Origin of the sequence: Rhodococcus sp. SB1D (assembly GCF_048573875.1) — a bacterium.
GTDB lineage: Bacteria > Actinomycetota > Actinomycetes > Mycobacteriales > Mycobacteriaceae > Rhodococcus_F > Rhodococcus_F qingshengii.
Genome location: NZ_JBMAIQ010000001.1, coordinates 41,642 through 62,685, shown reverse-complemented (window position 1 = coordinate 62,685; position 21,044 = coordinate 41,642). Strand labels below are relative to the sequence as shown.

17 protein-coding genes and 1 riboswitch are annotated in these 21,044 nt (G+C 61.9%); of the genes, 9 read left to right on the top strand and 8 right to left on the bottom strand.

The genetic code is table 11. The features are described 5' to 3' along the window. The first annotated feature begins 7 nt into the window (after window positions 1–7). Complete coding sequence (phoA, locus tag ACN50D_RS00280; protein WP_003940796.1) at window positions 8–1,540, top strand: alkaline phosphatase; 1,533 nt, start codon at window positions 8–10, stop codon at window positions 1,538–1,540. Window positions 1,541–1,571: 31 nt separating this feature from the next. Here the strand turns inward: phoA and ACN50D_RS00275 are convergent, their stop codons facing one another. The 4 genes from ACN50D_RS00275 to ACN50D_RS00260 are packed head-to-tail and all read right to left on the bottom strand — an operon-like array spanning window position 1,572 to window position 5,201. Continuing rightward, window positions 1,572–2,342, bottom strand: a complete 771-nt coding sequence (locus tag ACN50D_RS00275; RefSeq protein WP_003940787.1) for a (2Fe-2S)-binding protein — start codon at window positions 2,340–2,342, stop codon at window positions 1,572–1,574. Further along, window positions 2,339–3,136: an ABC transporter ATP-binding protein gene (locus tag ACN50D_RS00270; RefSeq protein WP_083197714.1), complete on the bottom strand. Its 798-nt coding sequence runs from the start codon at window positions 3,134–3,136 to the stop codon at window positions 2,339–2,341. The genes ACN50D_RS00275 and ACN50D_RS00270 overlap by 4 nt, the downstream gene beginning before the upstream one ends. 32 nt (window positions 3,137–3,168) lie before the next feature. Next, window positions 3,169–4,209 carry a FecCD family ABC transporter permease gene (locus tag ACN50D_RS00265; RefSeq protein ID WP_007727434.1) on the bottom strand — a complete coding sequence of 347 codons (1,041 nt, stop codon included), beginning with the start codon at window positions 4,207–4,209 and terminating at the stop codon, window positions 3,169–3,171. Continuing rightward, window positions 4,206–5,201 (bottom strand): ABC transporter substrate-binding protein, encoded by a 996-nt coding sequence (locus ACN50D_RS00260; RefSeq protein ID WP_030535103.1) that lies wholly within the window; start codon window positions 5,199–5,201, stop codon window positions 4,206–4,208. The genes ACN50D_RS00265 and ACN50D_RS00260 overlap by 4 nt, the downstream gene beginning before the upstream one ends. Before the next feature lie 115 nt (window positions 5,202–5,316). Next, window positions 5,317–5,463, bottom strand: a riboswitch (cobalamin riboswitch). A gap of 71 nt (window positions 5,464–5,534) precedes the next feature. Between ACN50D_RS00260 and ACN50D_RS00255 the strand changes: the two genes are divergently transcribed. The 4 genes from ACN50D_RS00255 to ACN50D_RS00240 all read left to right on the top strand — a co-directional run bounded on the left by ACN50D_RS00255 (window position 5,535) and on the right by ACN50D_RS00240 (window position 10,642). Next, window positions 5,535–7,655 (top strand): MMPL family transporter, encoded by a 2,121-nt coding sequence (locus ACN50D_RS00255; RefSeq protein ID WP_007727439.1) that lies wholly within the window; start codon window positions 5,535–5,537, stop codon window positions 7,653–7,655. A 67-nt stretch (window positions 7,656–7,722) separates the two neighbouring features. Beyond that, on the top strand, window positions 7,723–8,190 hold the full coding sequence (locus tag ACN50D_RS00250) for a hypothetical protein (RefSeq protein ID WP_230359679.1): 468 nt from the start codon (window positions 7,723–7,725) through the stop codon (window positions 8,188–8,190). Between the two features lie 284 nt (window positions 8,191–8,474). After that, window positions 8,475–8,597, top strand: a complete 123-nt coding sequence (locus tag ACN50D_RS00245; protein ID WP_003940840.1) for a hypothetical protein — start codon at window positions 8,475–8,477, stop codon at window positions 8,595–8,597. A 50-nt stretch (window positions 8,598–8,647) separates the two neighbouring features. Beyond that, a complete protein-coding gene (locus ACN50D_RS00240) occupies window positions 8,648–10,642 on the top strand; it encodes an SDR family oxidoreductase (RefSeq protein ID WP_007727443.1) in 1,995 nt (664 codons plus the stop codon). A 96-nt stretch (window positions 10,643–10,738) separates the two neighbouring features. On the opposite strand, the gene ACN50D_RS00235 is transcribed toward ACN50D_RS00240, so the two are convergent. After that, window positions 10,739–11,467, bottom strand: coding sequence for a response regulator transcription factor (locus ACN50D_RS00235; protein WP_007727444.1), 729 nt, complete (start codon window positions 11,465–11,467; stop codon window positions 10,739–10,741). Beyond that, a complete protein-coding gene (locus tag ACN50D_RS00230) occupies window positions 11,464–12,630 on the bottom strand; it encodes a sensor histidine kinase (protein ID WP_199267515.1) in 1,167 nt (388 codons plus the stop codon). The genes ACN50D_RS00235 and ACN50D_RS00230 overlap by 4 nt, the downstream gene beginning before the upstream one ends. 301 nt (window positions 12,631–12,931) lie before the next feature. Here ACN50D_RS00230 and ACN50D_RS00225 point away from each other — a divergent pair, with 301 nt between their 5' ends. The 4 genes from ACN50D_RS00225 to ACN50D_RS00210 all read left to right on the top strand — a co-directional run bounded on the left by ACN50D_RS00225 (window position 12,932) and on the right by ACN50D_RS00210 (window position 18,164). Further along, the gene (locus ACN50D_RS00225) at window positions 12,932–14,017 is read left to right on the top strand and encodes a serine hydrolase domain-containing protein (protein WP_230359678.1); all 1,086 of its coding nucleotides are present in this window, start codon (window positions 12,932–12,934) and stop codon (window positions 14,015–14,017) included. Window positions 14,018–14,245: 228 nt separating this feature from the next. Next, window positions 14,246–15,430: a serine hydrolase domain-containing protein gene (locus tag ACN50D_RS00220; protein WP_007733647.1), complete on the top strand. Its 1,185-nt coding sequence runs from the start codon at window positions 14,246–14,248 to the stop codon at window positions 15,428–15,430. A gap of 99 nt (window positions 15,431–15,529) precedes the next feature. Then, window positions 15,530–16,726: a serine hydrolase domain-containing protein gene (locus ACN50D_RS00215; protein WP_230359677.1), complete on the top strand. Its 1,197-nt coding sequence runs from the start codon at window positions 15,530–15,532 to the stop codon at window positions 16,724–16,726. A gap of 286 nt (window positions 16,727–17,012) precedes the next feature. Beyond that, window positions 17,013–18,164, top strand: a complete 1,152-nt coding sequence (locus ACN50D_RS00210; RefSeq protein WP_223304655.1) for an MFS transporter — start codon at window positions 17,013–17,015, stop codon at window positions 18,162–18,164. A 93-nt stretch (window positions 18,165–18,257) separates the two neighbouring features. Here ACN50D_RS00210 and ACN50D_RS00205 read toward each other — a convergent pair whose 3' ends face one another. Both ACN50D_RS00205 and ACN50D_RS00200 read right to left on the bottom strand, forming a co-directional pair. Beyond that, window positions 18,258–19,883: an N-acyl-D-amino-acid deacylase family protein gene (locus ACN50D_RS00205; RefSeq protein WP_211920477.1), complete on the bottom strand. Its 1,626-nt coding sequence runs from the start codon at window positions 19,881–19,883 to the stop codon at window positions 18,258–18,260. Between the two features lie 153 nt (window positions 19,884–20,036). Further along, complete coding sequence (locus ACN50D_RS00200) at window positions 20,037–21,026, bottom strand: threonine ammonia-lyase (RefSeq protein WP_007727455.1); 990 nt, start codon at window positions 21,024–21,026, stop codon at window positions 20,037–20,039. Between the last annotated feature and the right edge of the window lie 18 nt (window positions 21,027–21,044).

Sequence of the window (21,044 nt, the reverse complement as noted above, 5' to 3'; positions counted from 1 at the left end):
TACTCGTATGTCGTTCTCGCGCAACACACGTAGGTTGACGGCCGTCGCCGGCGCCGTCGCCGTTCTGGCCGCTGCCGGCTGCAGCAGCAGCGCCGACGAGGCCACCGGCTCGAACGGCGCGACCGTCGATCGCGCCGCGACCGGCGAACTGTCCTCGAACGGTGGCGCTCGTCGCATCGACGGTGATCAGTCGGCCGCAGTGCGCGACGCCGTCAATGCCTCCGGCGCGAAGAACGTCATCCTCCTGATCGGGGACGGCATGGGCGACTCGGAGATCACCGCCGCACGCAACTACGCCGAAGGCGCTGCGGGCAGCTTCCCCGGCCTCGACGCCCTGCCGATCACCGGCCAGTACACGCACTACGCACTGACCAAGGACGGCAAGCCCGACTACGTCACCGACTCCGCAGCCAGCGGATCGGCATGGTCCACCGGCACCAAGACCTACAACGGCGCGATTTCCGTCGACATCAAGGGGCAGGCCCAGTCGACCGTCCTCGAGATCGCCAAGGCGAACGGCAAGGCCACCGGCAACGTCTCCACCGCCGAGGTGCAGGACGCCACCCCCGCAGTGCAGGTCGCGCACGTCAGTGGCCGCAAGTGCTACGGACCGGAGGCGACGTCCAAGTCCTGCCCGGAGAACGCCCTCGAGAACGGCGGCAAGGGATCGATCAGCGAACAGCTCCTCGACACCCGCGCCGACGTCACCTTTGCCGGCGGCGCCAAGTCCTTCGCCGAGACTGCGAAAGCCGGTGACTGGCAGGGCAAGACACTCAATGAGCAGGCCGCCGCCCGTGGCTACCAGCTGGTGAAGAACGCCGCCGAGATGAACGAGGTCGGCAAGGCCGATCAGGATGCACCCGTGCTCGGCTTGTTCGCCGACGGCAACATGCCCGTCCGCTGGGAAGGATCCGTCGCCACCCGCGACGGTTACCTGCAGCCCGCCGAAACCTGCGTCGACAACCCCAAGCGAACCTCCGACGTACCCAAGCTCGCGGACATGACTCAGAAGGCCATCGACCTACTGAAGGTCAACGACAACGGATTCTTCCTCCAGGTCGAAGGTGCCTCGATCGACAAGCAGGATCACGCAGCCAACGCATGCGGTCAGATCGGTGAAACCGTCGACCTCGACGAAGCTGTGCAGAAGGCACTCGAATTTGCGAAGACCGACGGAGAAACCCTGGTCATCGTCACAGCCGACCACGCTCACACCAGCCAGATCGTCACCAATGTCAGCGCCGACGACATCGCCACCATCGCCAAGGACCAGAACATCCCGGTCGAGCGCGCCCAGGAAATCGTCTACCCCGGCCTGACCCGCAAGCTGACCACCAAGGACGGCTCGGAGATGACGATCAGCTACGGAACGTCCGAGGATCCGGCCGTCGAGTCCGAAGGACACACCGGAACTCAGTTGCGCGTAGCAGCTTTCGGCCCGCATGCGGCCAACGTCAGCGGTCTCACGGACCAGACCGACCTGTTCTTCACGATGACCGACGCGCTGGGACTCGACCGTTCCAAGGTCGCAGCTCACTGATCCGATAACACCTGAATCCGCCCACCCACAGTCACACCAGAGCGGCCAAGGCGCGCACCCGATCTTCGGGTGCGCGCTTCGGGCAACTGGTGCATTTGCCTTCACCGGGTACCTCGTAGATCAGGCAGCACGACGCCCGCTGCGTGAATCTGCGTCGCCCGAACGCCACCGGCGTCAATGGATTACTTACGCGCACAGCAGATTCTCTGCGATCCACGTCCACGAAACGCGGGACCGGAATGCCCGGGTTCTCACCGCGGAGAACTTCGATCAGACCGGCCGCAAATGCACTTCCGCGCTCCCGCGCATTACCGGCGGCATCGAGGCTGCGATTGGCGATGGAGTCCGTTGTGATCGCCCACAGCGCCTGCTGCCGAACGCCGGACACCTCGGCGAGTACCTCGATCACGGGATTGAGCGAGCGGAACATCGCGTGGCCCAACTCCGCCACACTCCGCGAGATCGGAATGACCGATCCGGCAGCAAAACCGCCCAGATAGCCGTTGTCACGCAAGAAGATCCGCCCACCGTCCAACGATGGATCGGCCGCGAACCCGGTGACCATCCCGGTTCCGATCGGAATGCCGGTCAGCGTCGAGCTGGCCGAGTACCACCACAACGTGCCGTTCACTCGACTGTCCGCACTCCCCCATCGCTCTGCCGTATCGGCGACACGTGCTGCCAACCACTGGGGGTCGGTCATCAACACCGCGGGCACCGTATCCGGATACGCGCTCAGGTTGTCGAAGAACGGCACAGCTACTGCCATACGGGCGTAGATCCCGGCCACCGATTCCGTCATGCCAGCCCCAATATCTCCATCCGCGGACGTACTCCGCGTTCGACTCGCGCCCTGATGCCGAAAACCTCGGCCAACAACGGCTCGTCCAACACCTCGACCGTAGACCCACACGCGCGGAGTTCACCTTCGGTGAGCACGGCAAGGTTGTCGCAGTACTCGACCGCCAACCGTAGATCGTGCATCGTGACCACAACTGCGAGCCCCGCCGACGCAAGTTCGGTAAGCAGTTCCATCACGATCAACTGGTGACGAAGATCGAGATGATTGGTCGGCTCGTCCAACAACAGAACCTTGGGCTCCTGAGCCAATGCGCGAGCTATCGAGACACGTTGCCGCTCACCACCCGACAGGGTCGATACGTCTCGTCCGGCAAGCTCGACCAAACCGACCTGCTCGATGCACCGGTCCACGATGGCGGTATCGCGCTCCGTGCTTCGGTCCAACCAGCTGCGGTGCGGAGTTCGTCCGAGCGCGATCGATTCACGAACCGAAAGTCCTGCCGAGACAGTAGGTTCCTGAACACTTGCCGAGACAGTTCGGGCGATGTCCTTACGCGAGAGCGTCGTCGAGTCGACTTGATCGATCAGAACTGCGCCACCTGTCGGCGTCAAAGCGTTGTAGCAGCAGCGCAGCGCCGTCGTCTTGCCACTCCCGTTCGGCCCGACCAAGCCCAATATTTCACCGGACTTGACTGCGAAAGTGATGCCGCGCAACACTTCGCGATTTCCGAGCCGCGCCCGGGTCTCGACGAGTTCGAGCAGGGGCGCAGTTTCGGAGTCTTTCGGGAGTGTCACTGTTCTGGTCTGTGTCACTGTTCTGGCCTGTGTCACTGCTCGAGCCTCCGATACTGCCGGTAGAGCATCCAGACGAAGATCGGTGCACCCACGAGGGCCGTGATCACTCCGACCGGAACTTCAGTGGATTGTGCCACCGAGCGCGCAGCGGTATCCGCGGCAACCATCGCGACGGCGCCCAGCAGGGCTGCAGCAGGGAGCAGTCGAATTGCTCTGGTGCCGACGATGAAGCCGGCCAGATGCGGGATCAGCAGACCGATGAAACCGATTCCACCGGCAACGCTGACTGCTGCGCCCGCCAGTACGGAGACCGCGAGCAAGGACAACACACGGAACCGTCGGACGTTCATACCGAGTGCAGCAGCCCCGTCGTCACCGGTCTGCAAAACGTCCATCCATCGCGAACTGAATAGAAGGGCTGTGCCGACGACGACCAGTGTGATCGTCGGGAAGATCAGCGTCGACCATCGTGCATCACCGAATCCGCCGGCGAGCCAATGCATAACTCCAGTGATGTGACGCTCGTCTGCAATCACCAAAAGACAAAAAGTGATCAATGCCGAAAATATCTGTCCGAGCGCAACACCCACAAGAATGATTGCAGTCGGCTGCGGATATCTACCACCAATCAGCAACGCGAGGAACAACGGAATCATCGCTCCGATGAACGCGGCAACAGGAATCGTGAATACGCCGAGCATTCCGGCTCCGATCCCCAGAACCGTAACCAAAACCACCATGAATCCTGCGCCCGACGAGACTCCGAGCAGATACGGATCGGCAAGCGGATTACGGGTGACAGCTTGAGCAACTGCACCTGCCATGGCCAACGAAGCACCCACTACCGCGGCAGTGAGTGCACGTGGCAGGCGGGAGTCGATCACGATCGACTCCCGCGCCGCGGTCCACCACGTCTCGAAAGTCCCTGGCGCCAATCGAGCTCCGACTATCGCCCAGACGTCACCGACGGGAATGCGGACCGACCCGAAAGACACCGCCAGCCCCATGACCACGGCAAGCGCAACACACAGGACTGCAAGCAAAGCGGTATAGCTGGAACGAGATCTGGTCACTGTGCCGGAACTACGCCCGGATGCAGACCCGCCGCGATGGTCTGGGCCGAGCGCACCAGACGAGGGCTCTCGAAGAAGTCGTCGAGAGGAATGACCACGAATCGATTCTGTTGGACGGCGGGAGTGGTGGCCATGACGGGATGTGACTTCAGGAAATCGATCTTCGCTTGGGCGTTCTCAGATCCGTAGTCCAGAACGACGATCGCCTGTGGCGCACGCTCACCCACGACCTCCCATGTGGTCTTGACGTATGGGCGCTCGCCCTCGGAGTAGATGTTCGTCGCTCCCGCGTAGCCGGCGACGAGCTGACCGACACCCACTCCGCCGATCGTCGTCGGAACGTCCTTGCCGCCGTCATAGAAGAATGTCGGCACCGGCGGTGCATCTCCGACTGCCGCCTTCACCGCATCGAGCCCTTGCGTTACCTGATCGGTGACCTCGGCTGCTTCACCTTCGACGCCGAGGATTCTCCCCAACTGCTCGTAGTCGTTTTCCAGCATCGAGATGTCGGGGAATCCCTGGCCGCAGTACTCGGAGAACAGGAACGTGTTGATTCCGCGTTCGGCGAACAGGTCCCGCGAACGGCCTTCCTTCTCTTGAAAGGCGCTGCTCATACCTCCGACGACAAAATCGGGATCGAGATCGAGAATCTGCTCGGTGGTCGGGTATTCCTTGGCGAGGTTGGTGATCTTCGCGAACTGCTCGGCGGTCTCGGGGGTTGGTGTGCTGTCGCCGTATCCCATCCCGACGATCCGGTCACCGACGCCCATCTCGATGAGTACTTCGGTGACGTGATCGTTCATGGTGATGATCCGCTGGGGTGGCGAATCGAATGTTACTTCTCGATCGCAGTTCGTGATGGAAACCGGCTGCGTAAAGGATTCGGTGGTTGAAGAACCACCAGCCGCTTCGCCTTTGGAACAACCTGCCGAAACCAAGGCGACCGCGATGAGAACAGCGGCGGCGCGGGACGGGGAGAACTGAAGTGACACGGGGACCTCGTAAGGGCTCTGAGCCACGAATGAGAATCCGACAGACAACTCCGCCCGCACGCTGATCCTCGGCCAGAGCTCCTGCTGGACTTCCTTTTCGTAGACCACGACGAATGGATGTCGCACACCGCGCGGCGGGTAATCGGGCTTGCCGACACTCGGTGACTACCGAGAATCGACCTACCGTTGCGGGTCAGCGCCGGATTCGGACCGGCTTCCCCCACACGCGCGGCTTGCAAGTGCTTCGAGCAGTATGCATGACGTTTCCGATTCAAGACCAAACGCCCACTACAGTCGATCTGGCCAGACGCCCCCACACACCGGAGTTGATACATGACACGCTGGGCCCAAACCGTCGTCGCCCGGAAATGGTGGGTACTGAGCCTCGCGGTTCTGATAGTTCTCATCAGTGGGGTGTGGGGACTCGGAGTGTTCGGCAAGCTCAGCCAGGGCGGCTTCATAGATCCGGGCAGCGACTCCGCGAAGGTCGCCGACATCATCGAAGACAATCTCGGACCGCAGACCCCGGACATCATCGCGATCTACTCACCCACCGACGGTAAGACCCTCGACGACATCGGGCCGGCAGTAACGGCCGCCGTCGACCAGTTCAAAACGGAAGTGCCGACCGCGTCGGTGAAGTCGTATTGGGGAACAGACGCCGCGGCCAAGGCCAGCCTGCTCTCGAACGACGGATCCATGGCGGCCGTTGCGATCACGTTGGCACCGGACTCGGGCGTCACACCGGCCACTTTCGCCGATCTCTTGCCGAAGCTCGAAGTCGAAGGTGCCGAGGCACAATTCGCGGGTAACACCGTCGTCGGCGTCGCATTCAACACCAAGCTCGAGAAGGACCTGGTGGTCGCCGAAGCCATCGCCATTCCGATCACTCTGGTGCTGTTGGTCTTCATCTTCGGCGGCATCGTCGCTGCTGCCGTGCCCGTGTTCGTGGGTGTACTCAGTGTCCTGAGCGCTTTGGCGGTTCTGCGAATCCTCACGCTGATCACCGATGTGTCCTCGTTCTCGATCAACGTCGCTTCTCTTCTCGGGTTGGGACTGGCCATCGACTACGGACTGTTCGTGGTCGGCCGGTTCCGTGAAGAACTGAATTCGGGCTCGGACCCGGGAGCGGCTGCTCAGCGGACAGTTCTGACCGCGGGTCGCACCGTCATGTTCTCGGGTCTACTGCTGATCTGTGCGTTCAGCGGCATGCTCGTATTCCCCCAGGCCGTCATCCGGTCTCTGGGCTTCGGCGCGATCGCCGCAGTATTGAGCGCGGCCGTCCTGTCGCTGACCGCTGTGCCTGCGCTGCTTGCCATTCTGGGGCATCGCATCAACGCCCTGACGTGGCGCAAGGATGCGGCGCAACGCGGCGAGGAACGCTCGCGCAAGTTCTGGGGCCGCGTCGTCACGTGGGTGATGAAGCGTCCGGTCGCAGTCTCGGTGACGATCGTGGCTGTGCTGCTCGTGATGGCCTCGCCGCTGCTCGGCGCCCGGCTGGGAGAACTCTCGTACACCGCACTACCGGACAACGACCCCGCTCGCGTTGCAATGGACACGTTGGTCAACGACTTCCCGCAAACCGGAAACGGCGCAACGATGATCCTTCAGGCCGAGGACGGGAACACTCTCACCCCGGCCGAAGGTGCAGCGATCGCCGAGTCCGCCGGTCGAGTCGAGGGCATCGGTCAGGCGACCGTCGTCGCGAGCACCAATCAACTCGTCGCGGTTCAGGCTCTCTACAGCGAGGGCTCTACACCCCAATCACAGAGCGCCGCAGTGACAGATCTGCGTGCGATCTCCGCTCCCGACGGAACGGTGCTGCTTGTCGGCGGCGGTCAAGCCATGGTCGACGACGGCAACAACGCCGTCCTGCACTGGCTACCGGTGATGATCCTCATCATGGTCGGATCCACCCTGATCCTGTTGTTCCTCGCGTTCGGTTCGGTGGTGCTGCCGATCAAGGCGGTGCTGATGGCAGCCCTGAGTCTCGCGACCACCTTCGGTGTCCTCACCTTCGTCTTCCAGGACGGACACGGCGTCGAACTCCTCGGGGTCAGTCAAACTCCGCTGGAGGCGACGTTTGTCGTGCTCATCCTGGCGGTGGTGTTCGGATTGTCCACGGACTACGAGGTTTTCCTGATGTCACGGATGGTCGAGGCCAAGAACGCGGGAGCGACGACAGAGGAAGCGGTCAAGTTCGGAACCGAGCGCACCGGCCGCATCGTGACGGCTGCCGCCTTACTCCTGATAGTGGTGACGGGGGCCTTCGCAATGTCAGGGCTGTCAGTGATGAAGTTCCTGGGCGTCGGCATGATCGTCGCGCTGATCGTCGACGCGACCATCATCCGCATGTTGCTCGTGCCCTCGCTAGTGAAGTTGATGGGCGAAGCGAACTGGTGGGCTCCTGTGTGGATGAAAAAGGTTCACGCGAAGGTCGGCATCGGCCACTGATCGCGACTGGATCATGTCGCTGAAGAGTCCCTGGGATCCTGCGGAGAGCCGTGTTTGACTAGGGGTCGTGGATGACTTACCTGAGAGTGTTGTGGTCGGCTCAGCAGTGTTTTCGCGTGTCGACTCGGACGATTCGTTGGCGTGCTGGACATCGAGCATCGATGTCCAGGGGGTCGGTGACTCCAGGCCGGTGAGTCTGGTTATCGAGCCGGCCACCGTGCCGGAGTCTGCGGTGTGTGAGCTCGCTGCGACCGTGATGGCCCGGTTCGGTGAGTTTGCCGAAGTCGCCGCCGATTACCTGCGTCAACAGCTGCGTGGGCCACAGTTCGGCCTCCGCCACTCCGAACTCGTGGAGTTGGACGCCACGGAGTCACTGTTCGGCGAACCTGAGGCGGTGATCTGGGCTGACGGAACCTGGCTGCTGCGGTTCGCTGAGTCAAGGCTCGAGATGGCCGATCCTTTCGGGATCGGTGTTCTGTTCGAAGGAACGACTCCGTATGCGGTCGAGGACTTGTCGGGCGCTGAACCGGCCTAGGGTTTGCCGGCCTGTCCACGCCATCGCCTCGACGATGGTGCGCCGGTCTACTGGCGGACGGCGCATGGCCTTCACACCCTCGGAACAACGGCCGCCCACATCTCATCCGAAATCACGTCACGCGACGCAAGGACGAGCGCGCACCCCACTGCGCCCGAAACTCTTCAGCAACAGACCTAGTGGATTTCCCTGATCGGGCAGTCGTCCTCGAGGATGACTGCCCGATCGTCTAAATCGCTCCGCAGGGCGATGTTCTCCGAAGCTGATTTCGTCAGACTTGGAGCATGACAATTTTCGAATGGATCCTTGCAATCCCCGCTCTTGCGCTTGCCGTCGCGTTCTTGTTCTCCGGAATCATCTCCGCGGGCATCGACTTCGACGCCGAGGACGGTGTCATGACGCACTGATGTTCGTTTCCCTCTAGCCGCTGATCTTACTTTGGAGTAAGTTACCGACTATGGCCACTTACATCGTCACTGGCGGTACCGGATTCCTCGGACGAGCTGCACTGCCACTCCTGCTCGAGCGTGATCAAACTGCTCAGATCCATGTGCTGGTCAGAGCCGGTTCTGTAGCCAAACTCGAAGAACAGGTGTCGGCAATTCCCGGCGGCGATCGCGTGCATCCACTCATTGGAGATCTGACCGAGCCGGGACTGGGCATCGACTCTCCCCCGCCTGCCGACCACGTCCTTCACCTCGGCGCGATCTACGACATCACCGCCGGAGACGAGCAGGCTTCGACGAATGTCGAGGGCACACGCTCCGTGGCCGACCTTGCCGCACAGCTGGGAGCCACCCTTCATCACGTGTCATCAGTCGCAGTTGCGGGCGACTACCCGGGAACCTTCAGCGAAACCGATTTCGATTGCGGTCAAGGCTTTCCCACTCCGTACCACCGAACCAAGTTCGAGGCGGAGAAAATCGTTCGAGAACGAGAAGGCCTCACCTGGCGTGTTTATCGGCCGTCTGCCGTGGTCGGTAACTCCGTCACCGGCGAGATGGACAAGATCGACGGTCCGTACTACTTGTTCCCAGGACTGGCGCTACTCGCGAAATTACCTGCAGCACTCCCCGTCCCGATCCCCAACCTCGGCGCAACCAACGTGGTGCCCGTCGATTACGTAGCCGCCGCCCTCGTCGAATTGATGCATGTGCCCGGCCATGACGGCGAAGCATTCCATCTCGTGAATCCGAAACCTCAACCGGTACGCGAAATCTATGCCGGACTCGCCAAGGCCGCCGGAGCGCCCCGGCCCGCACTCAGCCTGCCGGGCGTGATCGCCAAACCCTTTGTCTCGCCATTGCCGATGGATTCGGCAGAATCGGCGCGGAAGGTCTTCCTCGATCGCATCGGCATGCCTGCAGCATTACTCGACAACATGACGATGGCGCCGACCTTCACCTCCGCGAGAACCGTTGCCGCCCTGGCCGGATCAGGACTGGCGGTCCCCGAGTTCGGGTCGTACTCCACTGTGTTGTGGAAGTACTGGCGCGCAAACCTCGATCCCAATCGCGCACGACGTAACAGTCCCGAAGGACCACTCGTGGGTCGGATCGTTCTGATCACCGGAGGCTCTTCCGGAATCGGCAAGGCATCGGCCATTGCCGCCGCTCAGAAGGGCGCCACCGTTCTCCTGATCGCACGCCGCACCGACGAACTCGATGCCGCAGTACAGCAGATTCGATCAGCCGGAGGCAAGGCGTTCGGTTACCCCTGCGACATCACCGACGACGAGTCGGTCCAGCACACGATCAAAAGCATTCTGACAGAACACGATCACGTAGACATGTTGGTAAACAACGCCGGCCGATCCATCCGGCGCGGCATTTACCACTCCACTGATCGTTTCCACGACTACGAACGAACGATGGCCGTGAACTACTTCGGCGCTGTGCGATTGGTGCTCGCCTTGTTACCGACCATGCGTTCTCGCCGCTTCGGCCACATCGTGAACATCAGCAGCGCGGGAGTCCAGGCGGCAACGCCTAGATTCTCGGCCTACGTGGCGAGCAAGGCCGCCCTCGACGGTTTCTCGGACGTAGCCGCCTCTGAAACCCTGGCGGACGGAATCACTTTCACGACCATCCACATGCCGCTGGTCGAAACACCGATGATCGCTCCGACCGGCGAATACAACAACGGCCCGATCACCAGCCCGGAAAAGGCTGCGGCAATGGTGATCCGCGCGCTGATCGACCGCCCCAAACGCATCGACGTACCACTGGGAACCCTGGGTGATCTGGGAACCCTGTTCGCACCGCACACCAAGGACCGAATTCTCAACCAGATGTACCAGGCCTTCCCCGATTCTCCGGCGGCAAAGGGTCAGGTAGACAAGGAAACTCCGGCAGACGCTCCGGCAACACCGGCGCGACAGCACCACTCGCGCTCGCGCATCCGCAAACTCGGCCGTCGGGCCGCCCGACTCGTGCCCGGTACGCACTGGTGACCGGTGGTGTGACTTCGTCTCGGAGCGTTTCGGCAAGAGGAACGGATCTGTAGGTTCAGTCGGCGAATCCTCACCGGGTCACGCTGACAAAAGCAATCAACCGCCAGTTGCACAGGGTTCCGTATCGGTGCCTGACCCCGGGACCACCAGACCAGACTCGTAGGCGATGACGACAGCGTGCGTCCGATTCTGAGCACCGAGCTTTGCCAGCACGTTCCCGACATGCGTTTTCACTGTCTCCAGGCTCACAACCAGAACCTGAGCAATATCCGAGTTGCACAGCCCGGTGGCCATCAACCGCAATACCTCTTCCTCCTTTGCTGTCAGCGCTGCATTCGGGAACGCCTCAGCGGAGACCAACGGGCGGGGCGTAACCATCCGGCGTAGCGCGGCAGGGAACAGGATCACTTCGCCCGCCGCCACCACACGTACTGCCGCTGCGATCTGCGGGACTGGGAGCCGCTTCAGCACGAAGCCACTCGCGCCCGCACTGAGTGCGGCCGTGACGTAGCCATCGTTTTCGAAAGTGGTGATTACCAAGACTTTCGGCGGTTCGGTGCACTCGGCCTGGAGGTGCCGAGTTGCCTCTATTCCGTTGCGCAGCGGCATCCGCACGTCCATCAGCACCACATCCGGACGAAGTTGCCGCGAAAGCTCCACTGCTTCGATACCGTCGGAAGCCTCGCCGACGACCACAATCCCGGGCTGAGCTGCGAGCAGCATACGCAGGCCGCTGCGGGTAACGTCGTCGTCATCCGCAATCAGCAGGGTGACTGGCATGCTTGCAGGTTTGGCGGCGTCCTCACTCCAATTGGCTTCGGTCATCGTGCCACCCGTACCGGCAACTGAACACTCAATCGCCAGCCCTGGGCTCCGTCCGGTCCAGCCTTGAACTCACCGTTCAAGAGTCGCACGCGCTCGGCCAAACCTGCCAGGCCGCGCCCTGATCTTCGAACTACGTCTGCCTTTCCCCCGGTCACTGCCCCGATGCTGTTGACCACTCTGAGCTCGACGCTCTCCGAGCCGACTGCCACCGTGATTTCGATCGGCCCGCTGTCCCCGTGCCGCAGAGCATTGGTCGTCCCCTCTTGCAGGATCCGGTACGCCGCGCGAGAGAGTGTCCCCTGGATCTGTGAAAGGTCACCCGACAGGTTCACCTCCACAACCGCCCCCGCATGCCGCAACCGATCAATTAACGCAGGCAAGTCCGACAGCGTCCGAGAAGGTACAGCAGGCCTCTCCTCGCGAAGTACACCCAGTACGTAGTCCAGGTCCTCGAGCGCTGCCCGTGTCGACTCCTCGATGCTACGCATGGCGGCCCTCGCCGCGGCAGGATCGGAGGCAAGCACCTCGCCGGCCACCGCCGCCTGGATCGTGGCGGCGGTGAGCGTGTGTCCGATCGAGTCGTGCAACTCGTGAGCGACCCGATTACGTTCGGCCAGTTGCAGTTCGCGTTCTTCCGCCAGCGCGAGCCGTTCAGCCGTGGACGGCCCCAACAGTCGTGGCGCCAGCCATCTCAGCAGTGTTGCCACCAGGACACAAATTCCTACCGCAAGCAGGAGGCAGCCGGCCGCCACGATCCAGGTCCATCCACCCGTCACGTCAACCGACGTATCGAACAGACTGATTCGCGCCGTGCCGCCGAGCCAGTTCCCCGGGAGCGAAATCCCCATGATGAAAAGGACGCTGGTCGCGAGCGCCGCCAGCCAACCCACCATGACATGCAGGACAATCCAGAGCGGGGCCCGCCAGCGATCAATCTCCGAGAGGTTAGGAGTACGGTGTCCGAGCGCTGGACTCGGCAGCGACACCTGCAGCAGTCGGCGGGCAGTAACGATGAGCGCGCGTCGCACAGGATGCACCAGGCCGAGTGCTCCTACCAAAGTCACCCATATGAGCAGGACCGAAAGCACCCGGACGAACTCGGGTGCGGATTGCCACGCGAGAGCAGGCAACATCGCAACCACCAGAAGTGGCAGGCTTGCCAACACACCACAAAAGGCGAAAAGTACAGCTGAGTATGTAGAGCCCCGCATCAGCGGTCGTAGTCCTGTGATCATGATTCGACAAGTATGACTGGGCCGCTCGGCGATGGCCTCCCCCGATCGAGGGAGATGGTTTTCCCGCGTCGGAGCGATGCGCGACCAATCCTCCAGCAGACAGGATCGTGTCCAGACCGATCAATCTCTCCAAGGAGTTCTACTGATGCGCCGCCACAGTCGACAGGGCCAACCTCCCTCACCCCAAAGACAAAGCCGGAAACGGCACCGCGCCCTCTGTTCCGTCGCAATGACTCTCAGCGTGGTCACCCTCGGTGCGTGCTCGTCGTCCGCCGATACCGTCGCTGCGCGGCACGATGCGGTTCAACACTCACTCGACGCACTGGTGAGCGAGGACGGACTACCCGCCGCCCTCGCAAGCATCCAAGACCGAAACGGCAACTCCCACAACTACACCGCAGGAGTCGGTGACCTGACCACCGGATCAGAGGTACCCCCCAACGGCCAGATACGAATCGGCAGCAACACCAAAACCTTCACCGCAGTAGTGGTCCTGCAACTGGTCGCCGAAGGAAAGATCGAACTCGACACCCCCATCGAGACCTACCTACCCGGACTCGTCCGCGGAGACGGGATCGACGGCCACAACATCACCATCCGCCAACTCCTCCAACACACCAGCGGACTCCCCAACTACAGCAACTACCTGGAAGACGAAGTCCGATACTACGACCCACGCGAACTTCTCGACATCGCGCTCGAACATCCTGCCGACTTCGCCCCCGGAACGAGTTGGAAGTACAGCAACACCAACTACGTCCTCGCTGGCCTACTCGTACAGAAGATCACTGAAAAACCCCTCGCCGAGGAGATGAACCGGCGAATCTTCGCGCCGATCGATCTGCAGCACACATACTTTCCTGAACCATACGACGAGAAGATCTCGGAACTTCACCCCCGCGGCTACTACCGGGAGTCATCGGACGCGCCTCCCGTCGACATCACAGAGATAGACCCCTCGTGGGGATGGGCCGCAGGGCAATTGATCTCCACCACCTCGGACCTCAACCAGTTTCTCCACGCACTCCTCGACGGACGACTGCTCCCCGCAGCCCAACTCGACCAGATGCGCACTACCGTCCCCGCGGAGGAAACCTTCGGACCCGATGCCCGCTACGGACTTGGATTGGTCAGCCGCCCGCTACCGTGTGGCGGCCTGTCCTGGAGCCACGGCGGCAGTTTCCCTGGATACGAGACACGCGGGGGCGCTACCGACGACGGACGCGAAGCGAACATCGCGGTCAGCATGCAAGTAGTCGACGACGCCACCCGGAGAAAACTCGAACACGCGGTGGATATCGCCCTTTGTCGCTGAGGCCTCCTGTCAATCACCAAAGGCCGCCTACTCCGAAATAGCTCGTCAAACCGACAGTATCGGCCGCGAGACGCCGGACTCCGAGGTGCAGCCAGCTACACCCCGTACGCTCCGGCACGCACCACCGAGAGACTGCACTTCGCACCATGGAGGACGCGTACGCACGTCAATACTGTTCTCTGCATGTGGAACTCACCACGAGATTCGACGAACAGGAGACCACAACCAATGACCACCCTTCGACGTCGCCCCCTGCTCACCGTGCTTCCGGCAGTCACCGCTGCAGCCCTCATATTGGGCGTGAGCGGATGTGGTGACACCACTGACTCCACTGATTCCACTCGGCAAAGCGACGCTGCCGTGCAACAGGCGCTCGACGGCGTCATCGAGCAGGGGATCCCCGGCGCACAACTCGTGATCTCCGACCCGTCGCGGGGCACTCGCATCATTCGTGCAGGAATGGGAAACACCGCCACCGGCGAGCCTATCCCCGATGATGCGCGGGTCCGAATCGGCAGCAACACAAAGGCCTTCGTCTCGACCGTCGTCATGCAACTCGTCGACGACGGACTGCTCGACCTCGATATGAGCATCGAGCACTACCTGCCCGGAACGGTCGTAGGCAACGGGAACGACGGCAACCGAGTCACCATTCGAGATCTCTTGCAGCACACCAGTGGACTGACGGACTACCTCGCCGCCGGCGGAGCACGGCCGGAAGACATCAAGCCCGGCCAGCTGCTGGTGGGGACAAGCGCACAACCACCGGAGCACTTCTCCCCCACTGAACTGGTCGATATCGCGATGTCTCTTCCACCCGGCCCGGCAGCCAAAGACAAGGCTGTCTATTCGAACACGAACTACATTCTGCTCGGGATGCTCATCGAGAAGGTCACAGGACGCCCTGCCGCGCAGGAGATCACCACCCGCATAATCGATCCGCTCGGACTGATGGACACCTATTTTCCCGCCTCCCGCGAGACACAGATCCGCGGTTCTCATGCACAGGGCTATCACCCGATTGACGGCATTCAGGTCGATGTCACCGATGGCGACGTGTCGTGGGCCGACACCGCAGGTGCGATGGTCGCAACGGGCGCCGACCTCAACACTTTCTTCACGGCTTTGCTACGCGGCGATCTCGTCTCGAATGACAGGCTCGCCGAGATGAAACACACCGTGCCGTTCGACAGGAGCCCGCAGGACAGCTACGGACTCGGACTAGTCCGCGTGAACAGCTCCTGCGGGAAGGAGATCTGGGGTCACGGCGGCGGAATTCCCGGCTTCGGCACCTCGGGCGGAGTCGATACCACAGGACGCGCTGTGACTCTCACCCTCAATCACATCCCGATGAGCGAGGACGCCTTCGTAGCAGCACAGCGAGTTGTCGACGCAGCGATGTGCGAGAAGTGAAGGAAACATGTTCGTGCACGACTTCGCACGCAACATCGAACAACAATTCTTCCCGAGCGAACGATGTCCCGAACCTACCAATCCTCAGGAGTTCTACTGATGCGTAACAATATTCGAAAGGGCTTCCCTTCCTCAGATCGCCGGCAGGACCGCAAACGGCACCGGACCTTTTCGGTCGTTGCCGCGGCGGCCCTCGGTGCCATGACGCTGGCGTCCTGCTCGCCGTCATCCGCCCTCAGTCCCGATACCGTCGGTTCTTCCTCCACCGAGTCCGACGCGGTTCAACGCTCCCTCGACGCGCTGGTGAGCGAGGACGGACTACCCGCCGCCCTCGCAAGCATCCAAGACCGAAACGGCAACTCCCACAACTACACCGCAGGAGTCGGTGACCTGACCACCGGATCAGAGGTACCCCCCAACGGCCAGATACGAATCGGCAGCAACACCAAAACCTTCACCGCAGTAGTGGTCCTGCAACTGGTCGCCGAAGGAAAGATCGAACTCGACACCCCCATCGAGACCTACCTACCCGGACTCGTCCGCGGAGACGGGATCGACGGCCACAACATCACCATCCGCCAACTCCTCCAACACACCAGCGGACTCCCCGATTACGGAATACACGTCAATGACGAAGAGATCAGATACCGCTACGCCGACCCCCACGATTTGCTCGACGTCGCGTTCCAACACCCCGCCGACGCACCGCCCGGAACGAGTTGGGGGTACAGCAACACCAACTACATTCTGGCCGGCCTACTCGTACAGAAGGTTACCGGCCGCCCCCTCGCCGAGGAGATGAATCGACGTATCTTCGCGCCGATCGGCCTGCGCGACACCTACTTCCCATCCCCGGGAGACATGACCATCCGGGGTCCCCATCCCAAGGGATACCACCGCACCGCACCAGACAGCCCACTGAGTGACGTCACAGAGATGGACCCGTCGTGGGGATGGGCCGCAGGGCAGCTGATCTCCACCACCTCGGACCTCAACCAGTTCCTCTACGCGCTACTCGACGGACGACTGCTCCCCGCAGCCGAACTCGACCAGATGCGTACCACCGTCCACGTCGGCGGGCCCACCGGACTCGAGTACGGCCTCGGCCTCACCAGCAGGACTCTCTCGTGCGGCGGGGTCTACTGGGGCCATGGCGGCGACATAGTCGGTTACGAGACCCGCGGCGGCATCACCGACAACGGGCGCGCCGTAAACCTTGCGGTGACTGCTCTTCCCACGACTGCGTCCGCCACGCAACACGTCGTAGACACCGTGGACAGAGCTTTGTGCAGTTAAAGCTCTGGTGACAGCGTCACCCGGAATCTCACCCGAGTGACGCTGTACCGCCCGACGAAACATTCGGTCGGTTATTGGCCGAACGGACCAATGCGGCCTACGTGTCCGCTGCCACACTTCATCAGTCCATGCGGCACAACGCAATTCAGGAGGCATGATGAAGTCGGAACGCGCCACAGTTGAGGAACCCTCGCATAGCGGCGGCAAGTCGATACAAAACATATTGGACAACAAGTCAATTCGTCGAACAACGACTATGACTGTTGGGCTGCTCAGTACGATCTGGATGATCGACATGATAGATCGCGTGATGATCGGGCTTGCACTGCCGATGATCGGAGACGAATTCTCCCTCAGTAATACGCAATTGGGCGGAGTCGTGTCGATCTTCGCCATCTTTTACATGCTCGGGCAGGTCCCCGGCGGCATGCTGGCCGACCGATTCGGACCCCGGCCACTGTTGATCGTTGCGTTGATCCTGTGGTCGGTGTTCACCGCACTGACAGGATTCGCCTGGGGACTCGTCTCGCTGATGGTCATGCGTGCGATGTTCGGGCTCAGCCAGGGTCTCTTCCCAGCAGCGTCGTTCAAAGCTCTGGCTGAGCGAACCCGTCCGAAAACTCGCGCCACGGCCATGGGCTTCATGATCGGTGCAAACAACCTGGGCCCCGGCATCGCACCATTGATCATCGCCCCAGTTCTCATGGCCGTCGGTTGGCGGGACGCATTTTGGCTGGTGGCCATAGTCGGCGCCGTGATCGGCACAGTCGTCTGGTTGGTGCTCCCGGCGCCGTTGGACACAGAGATCACGGAAGATCCGGAGGCCGCACTGCAACCGCTCGCCAGTGAACACTCACGCGCCGCGGTATTCAAGTCCGTTTCGGTCTGGAAGTTCGCACTTCTGTTCTGCCTGGCTAACATGGCCGGATATGGGCTGTTGACCTGGGTGCCGAGCTACCTCCTCAACGAAAAGGGGCTCTCGCTGATCGATACGGGAATCTTCGCGGCGATCCCGTTCATCGTCACGGCATTGGCCATCGTCGTCGGTGGACGTCTGGTGGACAAGTACTTTCACGACAGCGCGCGCATTCTGCTCGTTCCGTGCATGGCCACCTCCGCCATTCTGCTGTTCTTGATGACTACCACCGATACCGTCGCGATGTTCACGTTCTATCAAACCCTCGCGATGGGCGTCAGCGGACTGTGCTCGATGTCGATCTTCGCCCTCCCGTTGCGGGCATTGCCTGCCGAATTCCTCGGTTCCGGAATGGGTTTGATCAACGGTTGTGGACAGCTCGCCGGTTTCATCACCCCCCTCGTGATGGGATGGATGGTGGACCAGTTCTCGTACATGGCCGCGTTCGGAGTCCTGGTCGGCGCGACGGCTGCGGCGGCTCTGGTGGCCATGATCGTTCCGCAAACCCCGGCGAAATTCTGAGGGCTCTCACGTGGTCCGGCGAAGTGGCCGCTGAAGGGTCGTTCCCGGCAGTGGCCGCTTCGCCGATCCGGAGCTGACCCCGGTGCCAGCTCGTCACCTCACTGCATCGAACCCGTTGCGCGAGCGCCGAAGTGCGCGCCCTGCAAGCATCCCCGTCGGCACCCCGTCCGACAGTGCCGGTTGCCCATTGACCACAACGTGCCGCATTCCGGTCGCATACACTCTTGGGTTGTCGTATGTCGCGAGATCCTCTACCTGCGAGGGGTCGAAGATCGCCAGATCGGCGTATCCCCCTGGCGCAATGTAGCCCCGCTTCGCCAAACCGAAGTTTTCAGCAGGAAGGCTGGTCATTCGGCGAACGCATTCCTCGACTGATTGCCCGCCAATGCCGCGGGTGTAGCGGCTCAGAATACGGGCGAAAGTTCCGAATGAACGGGGGTGGACGGGTTGCCCCGCGAAAAGGGTCTCCGTGCTTTGAGCATCGGCATCGGAACCAACCGAAACCCAGGGAGGCTCGAAGGCAGTTCGCGTGTTGTCCTCCGACGCAATGAAATAGGCAGCCTCGGCTGTGGGGAGAGCGTCGAGAACAGCCAGTATGGTGTCTACCGGGTCGTGATGCCCCATCCTCCGAGCAATAGATCCCAGAGCTTCCCCCGCTCGGATCCCGAGTGCCGGTACCTCGGACAAGATCGTCACCCCATCGGCGCCTCCGGACGCAGCGTAGAGATTCTCCCAGTCCTCGTCCTCACGATGGATCCTCTCGCGGATCTGCTCTCGGACACCGGTCGAGTTCAGGTGCGTGCGCCCGGCCGTCGTGTCACGACACCGAAACTCCGGTGGCAACGCGGCACTGAGCAGCGTGTTCCCCGCCTCGTACGGATATACGTCCGCGGTGATTCGCACACCGTCCTCGCGAGCCGACTCAACCAATTGCAAGGCCTCGGACATTTTGTGCCAGTGCGACTTACCAGCAACCTTGAGGTGGTAGATCTCCCCGCGCGCTCCTGTCGTTCGAGCGATATCGACCAGTTCCTCGATGCTTTCGAGAAACCTCTGCCCTTCGCTTCGGAGATGGCAGATATGGACGGCATCGTGTCTGGCGAGCACCTGCGAAAATGCTCGCAACTCGCCGGAATCCGCATAGCTTCCGGGTGGATAGATCAGAGCCGAACCCACTCCGAGAGCTCCATTTTCAAGCTCCTCGTCGAGCAGGGCACACGCTTCGGCCAGCTCTTGTTCACTCAACAGGCGATTGTCCACACCCGCAACCACCATGCGCAGATTCGCCGCGCCGACGAAGCTCGCCACGTTGAAACCGACGCCGTTCGTCTCCAAGGATTCGAGAAAATCATGCAACCTCGGCCAATGTGATTGCACCCCAGTTGGAATCGCGCCCAATCCGAGCATCGCCGGAGTCATCGAACCCGTGACCGGTCCGAGAGACACGCCTTCACCGAAGACCTGGGTTGTGACCCCCTGATACAAGTCCGACAATCCTCGTGGGTCTTGCTGCAGCGTGAGGTAACTATGGCTGAGCACATTCACAAAACCGGGAGCCACCATGCAACCGCGAGCATCGATGTCGATCGCCCCCGGCACAGCACCGATCGTTCCGACTTCCACGATCGTGTCACCGGAGATCGCAACATCCGCTTTCCTGGGCGGGCTCCCTCTACCATCGAGCACAGTCCCGTCCCGAACGACGATTGTCGGCAGCATCACGTCTCCTCCACGGTGGCCTTGCTGTCGCGAGATGCGACCCTGTTCACTTTGCTGAATCGTGGAAGCGAAATCTTGTTCCAGACACACATACGCGATGCAAAATTGGTGCCGCCCTACCAAACTGGCCCATGGTTCCGATCATGCCATCGGTCAGCCGACGACCCCGCGGATCTCATTCTCGGAGGCATTGGCGCCCGTGCAGACAACAGCAACGCGCTTGCCAGCGAAGGTGTTCGGATGCGCATAGACCGCAGCAAGTGCGGCCGCACCGGCGCCTTCGCTCAAAGTGTGAGCGTCGTAGAGCAACGCCCGCTGCGCGAGGGTGATGTCATCGTCCGTGACGAGCAGGAATCCCCCGAGGCGTTCACGCAAGACACGTTGAGTGAGTGCGAACCCGGCACCGGTCGCAAGCCCTTCGACACGGGTGGTGTTCGAGCGCTCGACGCACGTGCCGGAACTCCACGAGTCATGTGCGGCTCGTGCGGCCTCAGACTGCACTGCGAACACCTCGAGGTGCGGTGCAAGCGCACTGGCGACGAGACACGCCGCCGCCGCACCGCTGCCGCCACCGACTGGGACCACCACCGCGTCCAGATCAGGTTGTTGTTCGAGGAGTTCGACGTAGGCCGTTGCAACACCGGCGAGGATTGCCGGCTCATTGGCGGCGCTCACGAGACGCAGGCCGTCACGTTCGCTGATGAAATCGGCATGAGCACGTGCCTCGTCGAAGTTCACACCGTGCTCGATGAGCTCGGCTCCGAGCATGCGGACAGCGTGAGCCTTGACTGGATTCGCCCCAACCGGCATGACGATCACACACCGCACGCCCGCACCCGCCGCGGCATACGCCAAGGATTGAGCATGGTTTCCGGTCGAGTAGCCGACAATCCCCCGCGCCCGCGTCGCCTCATCCAGTCCTGCCACCAGGTTCAGTCCGCCGCGAACCTTGAACGCACCCGTGGGGTGCACGTTCTCGTGTTTGACGAACAATTGGCTGCACGAGCCCGCACCCAAGGTCGGGTGCGATATCAGGGGCGTGACCGGTAGATGCCGACGGACGACCTGACTGGCACGCTCGATGTCTGCCCATACGGGTGGATGTAGCTGGTTTGATGCCGTGAGATCAGATGCCGGTGCCATGTGATTCACCCTGCCAAA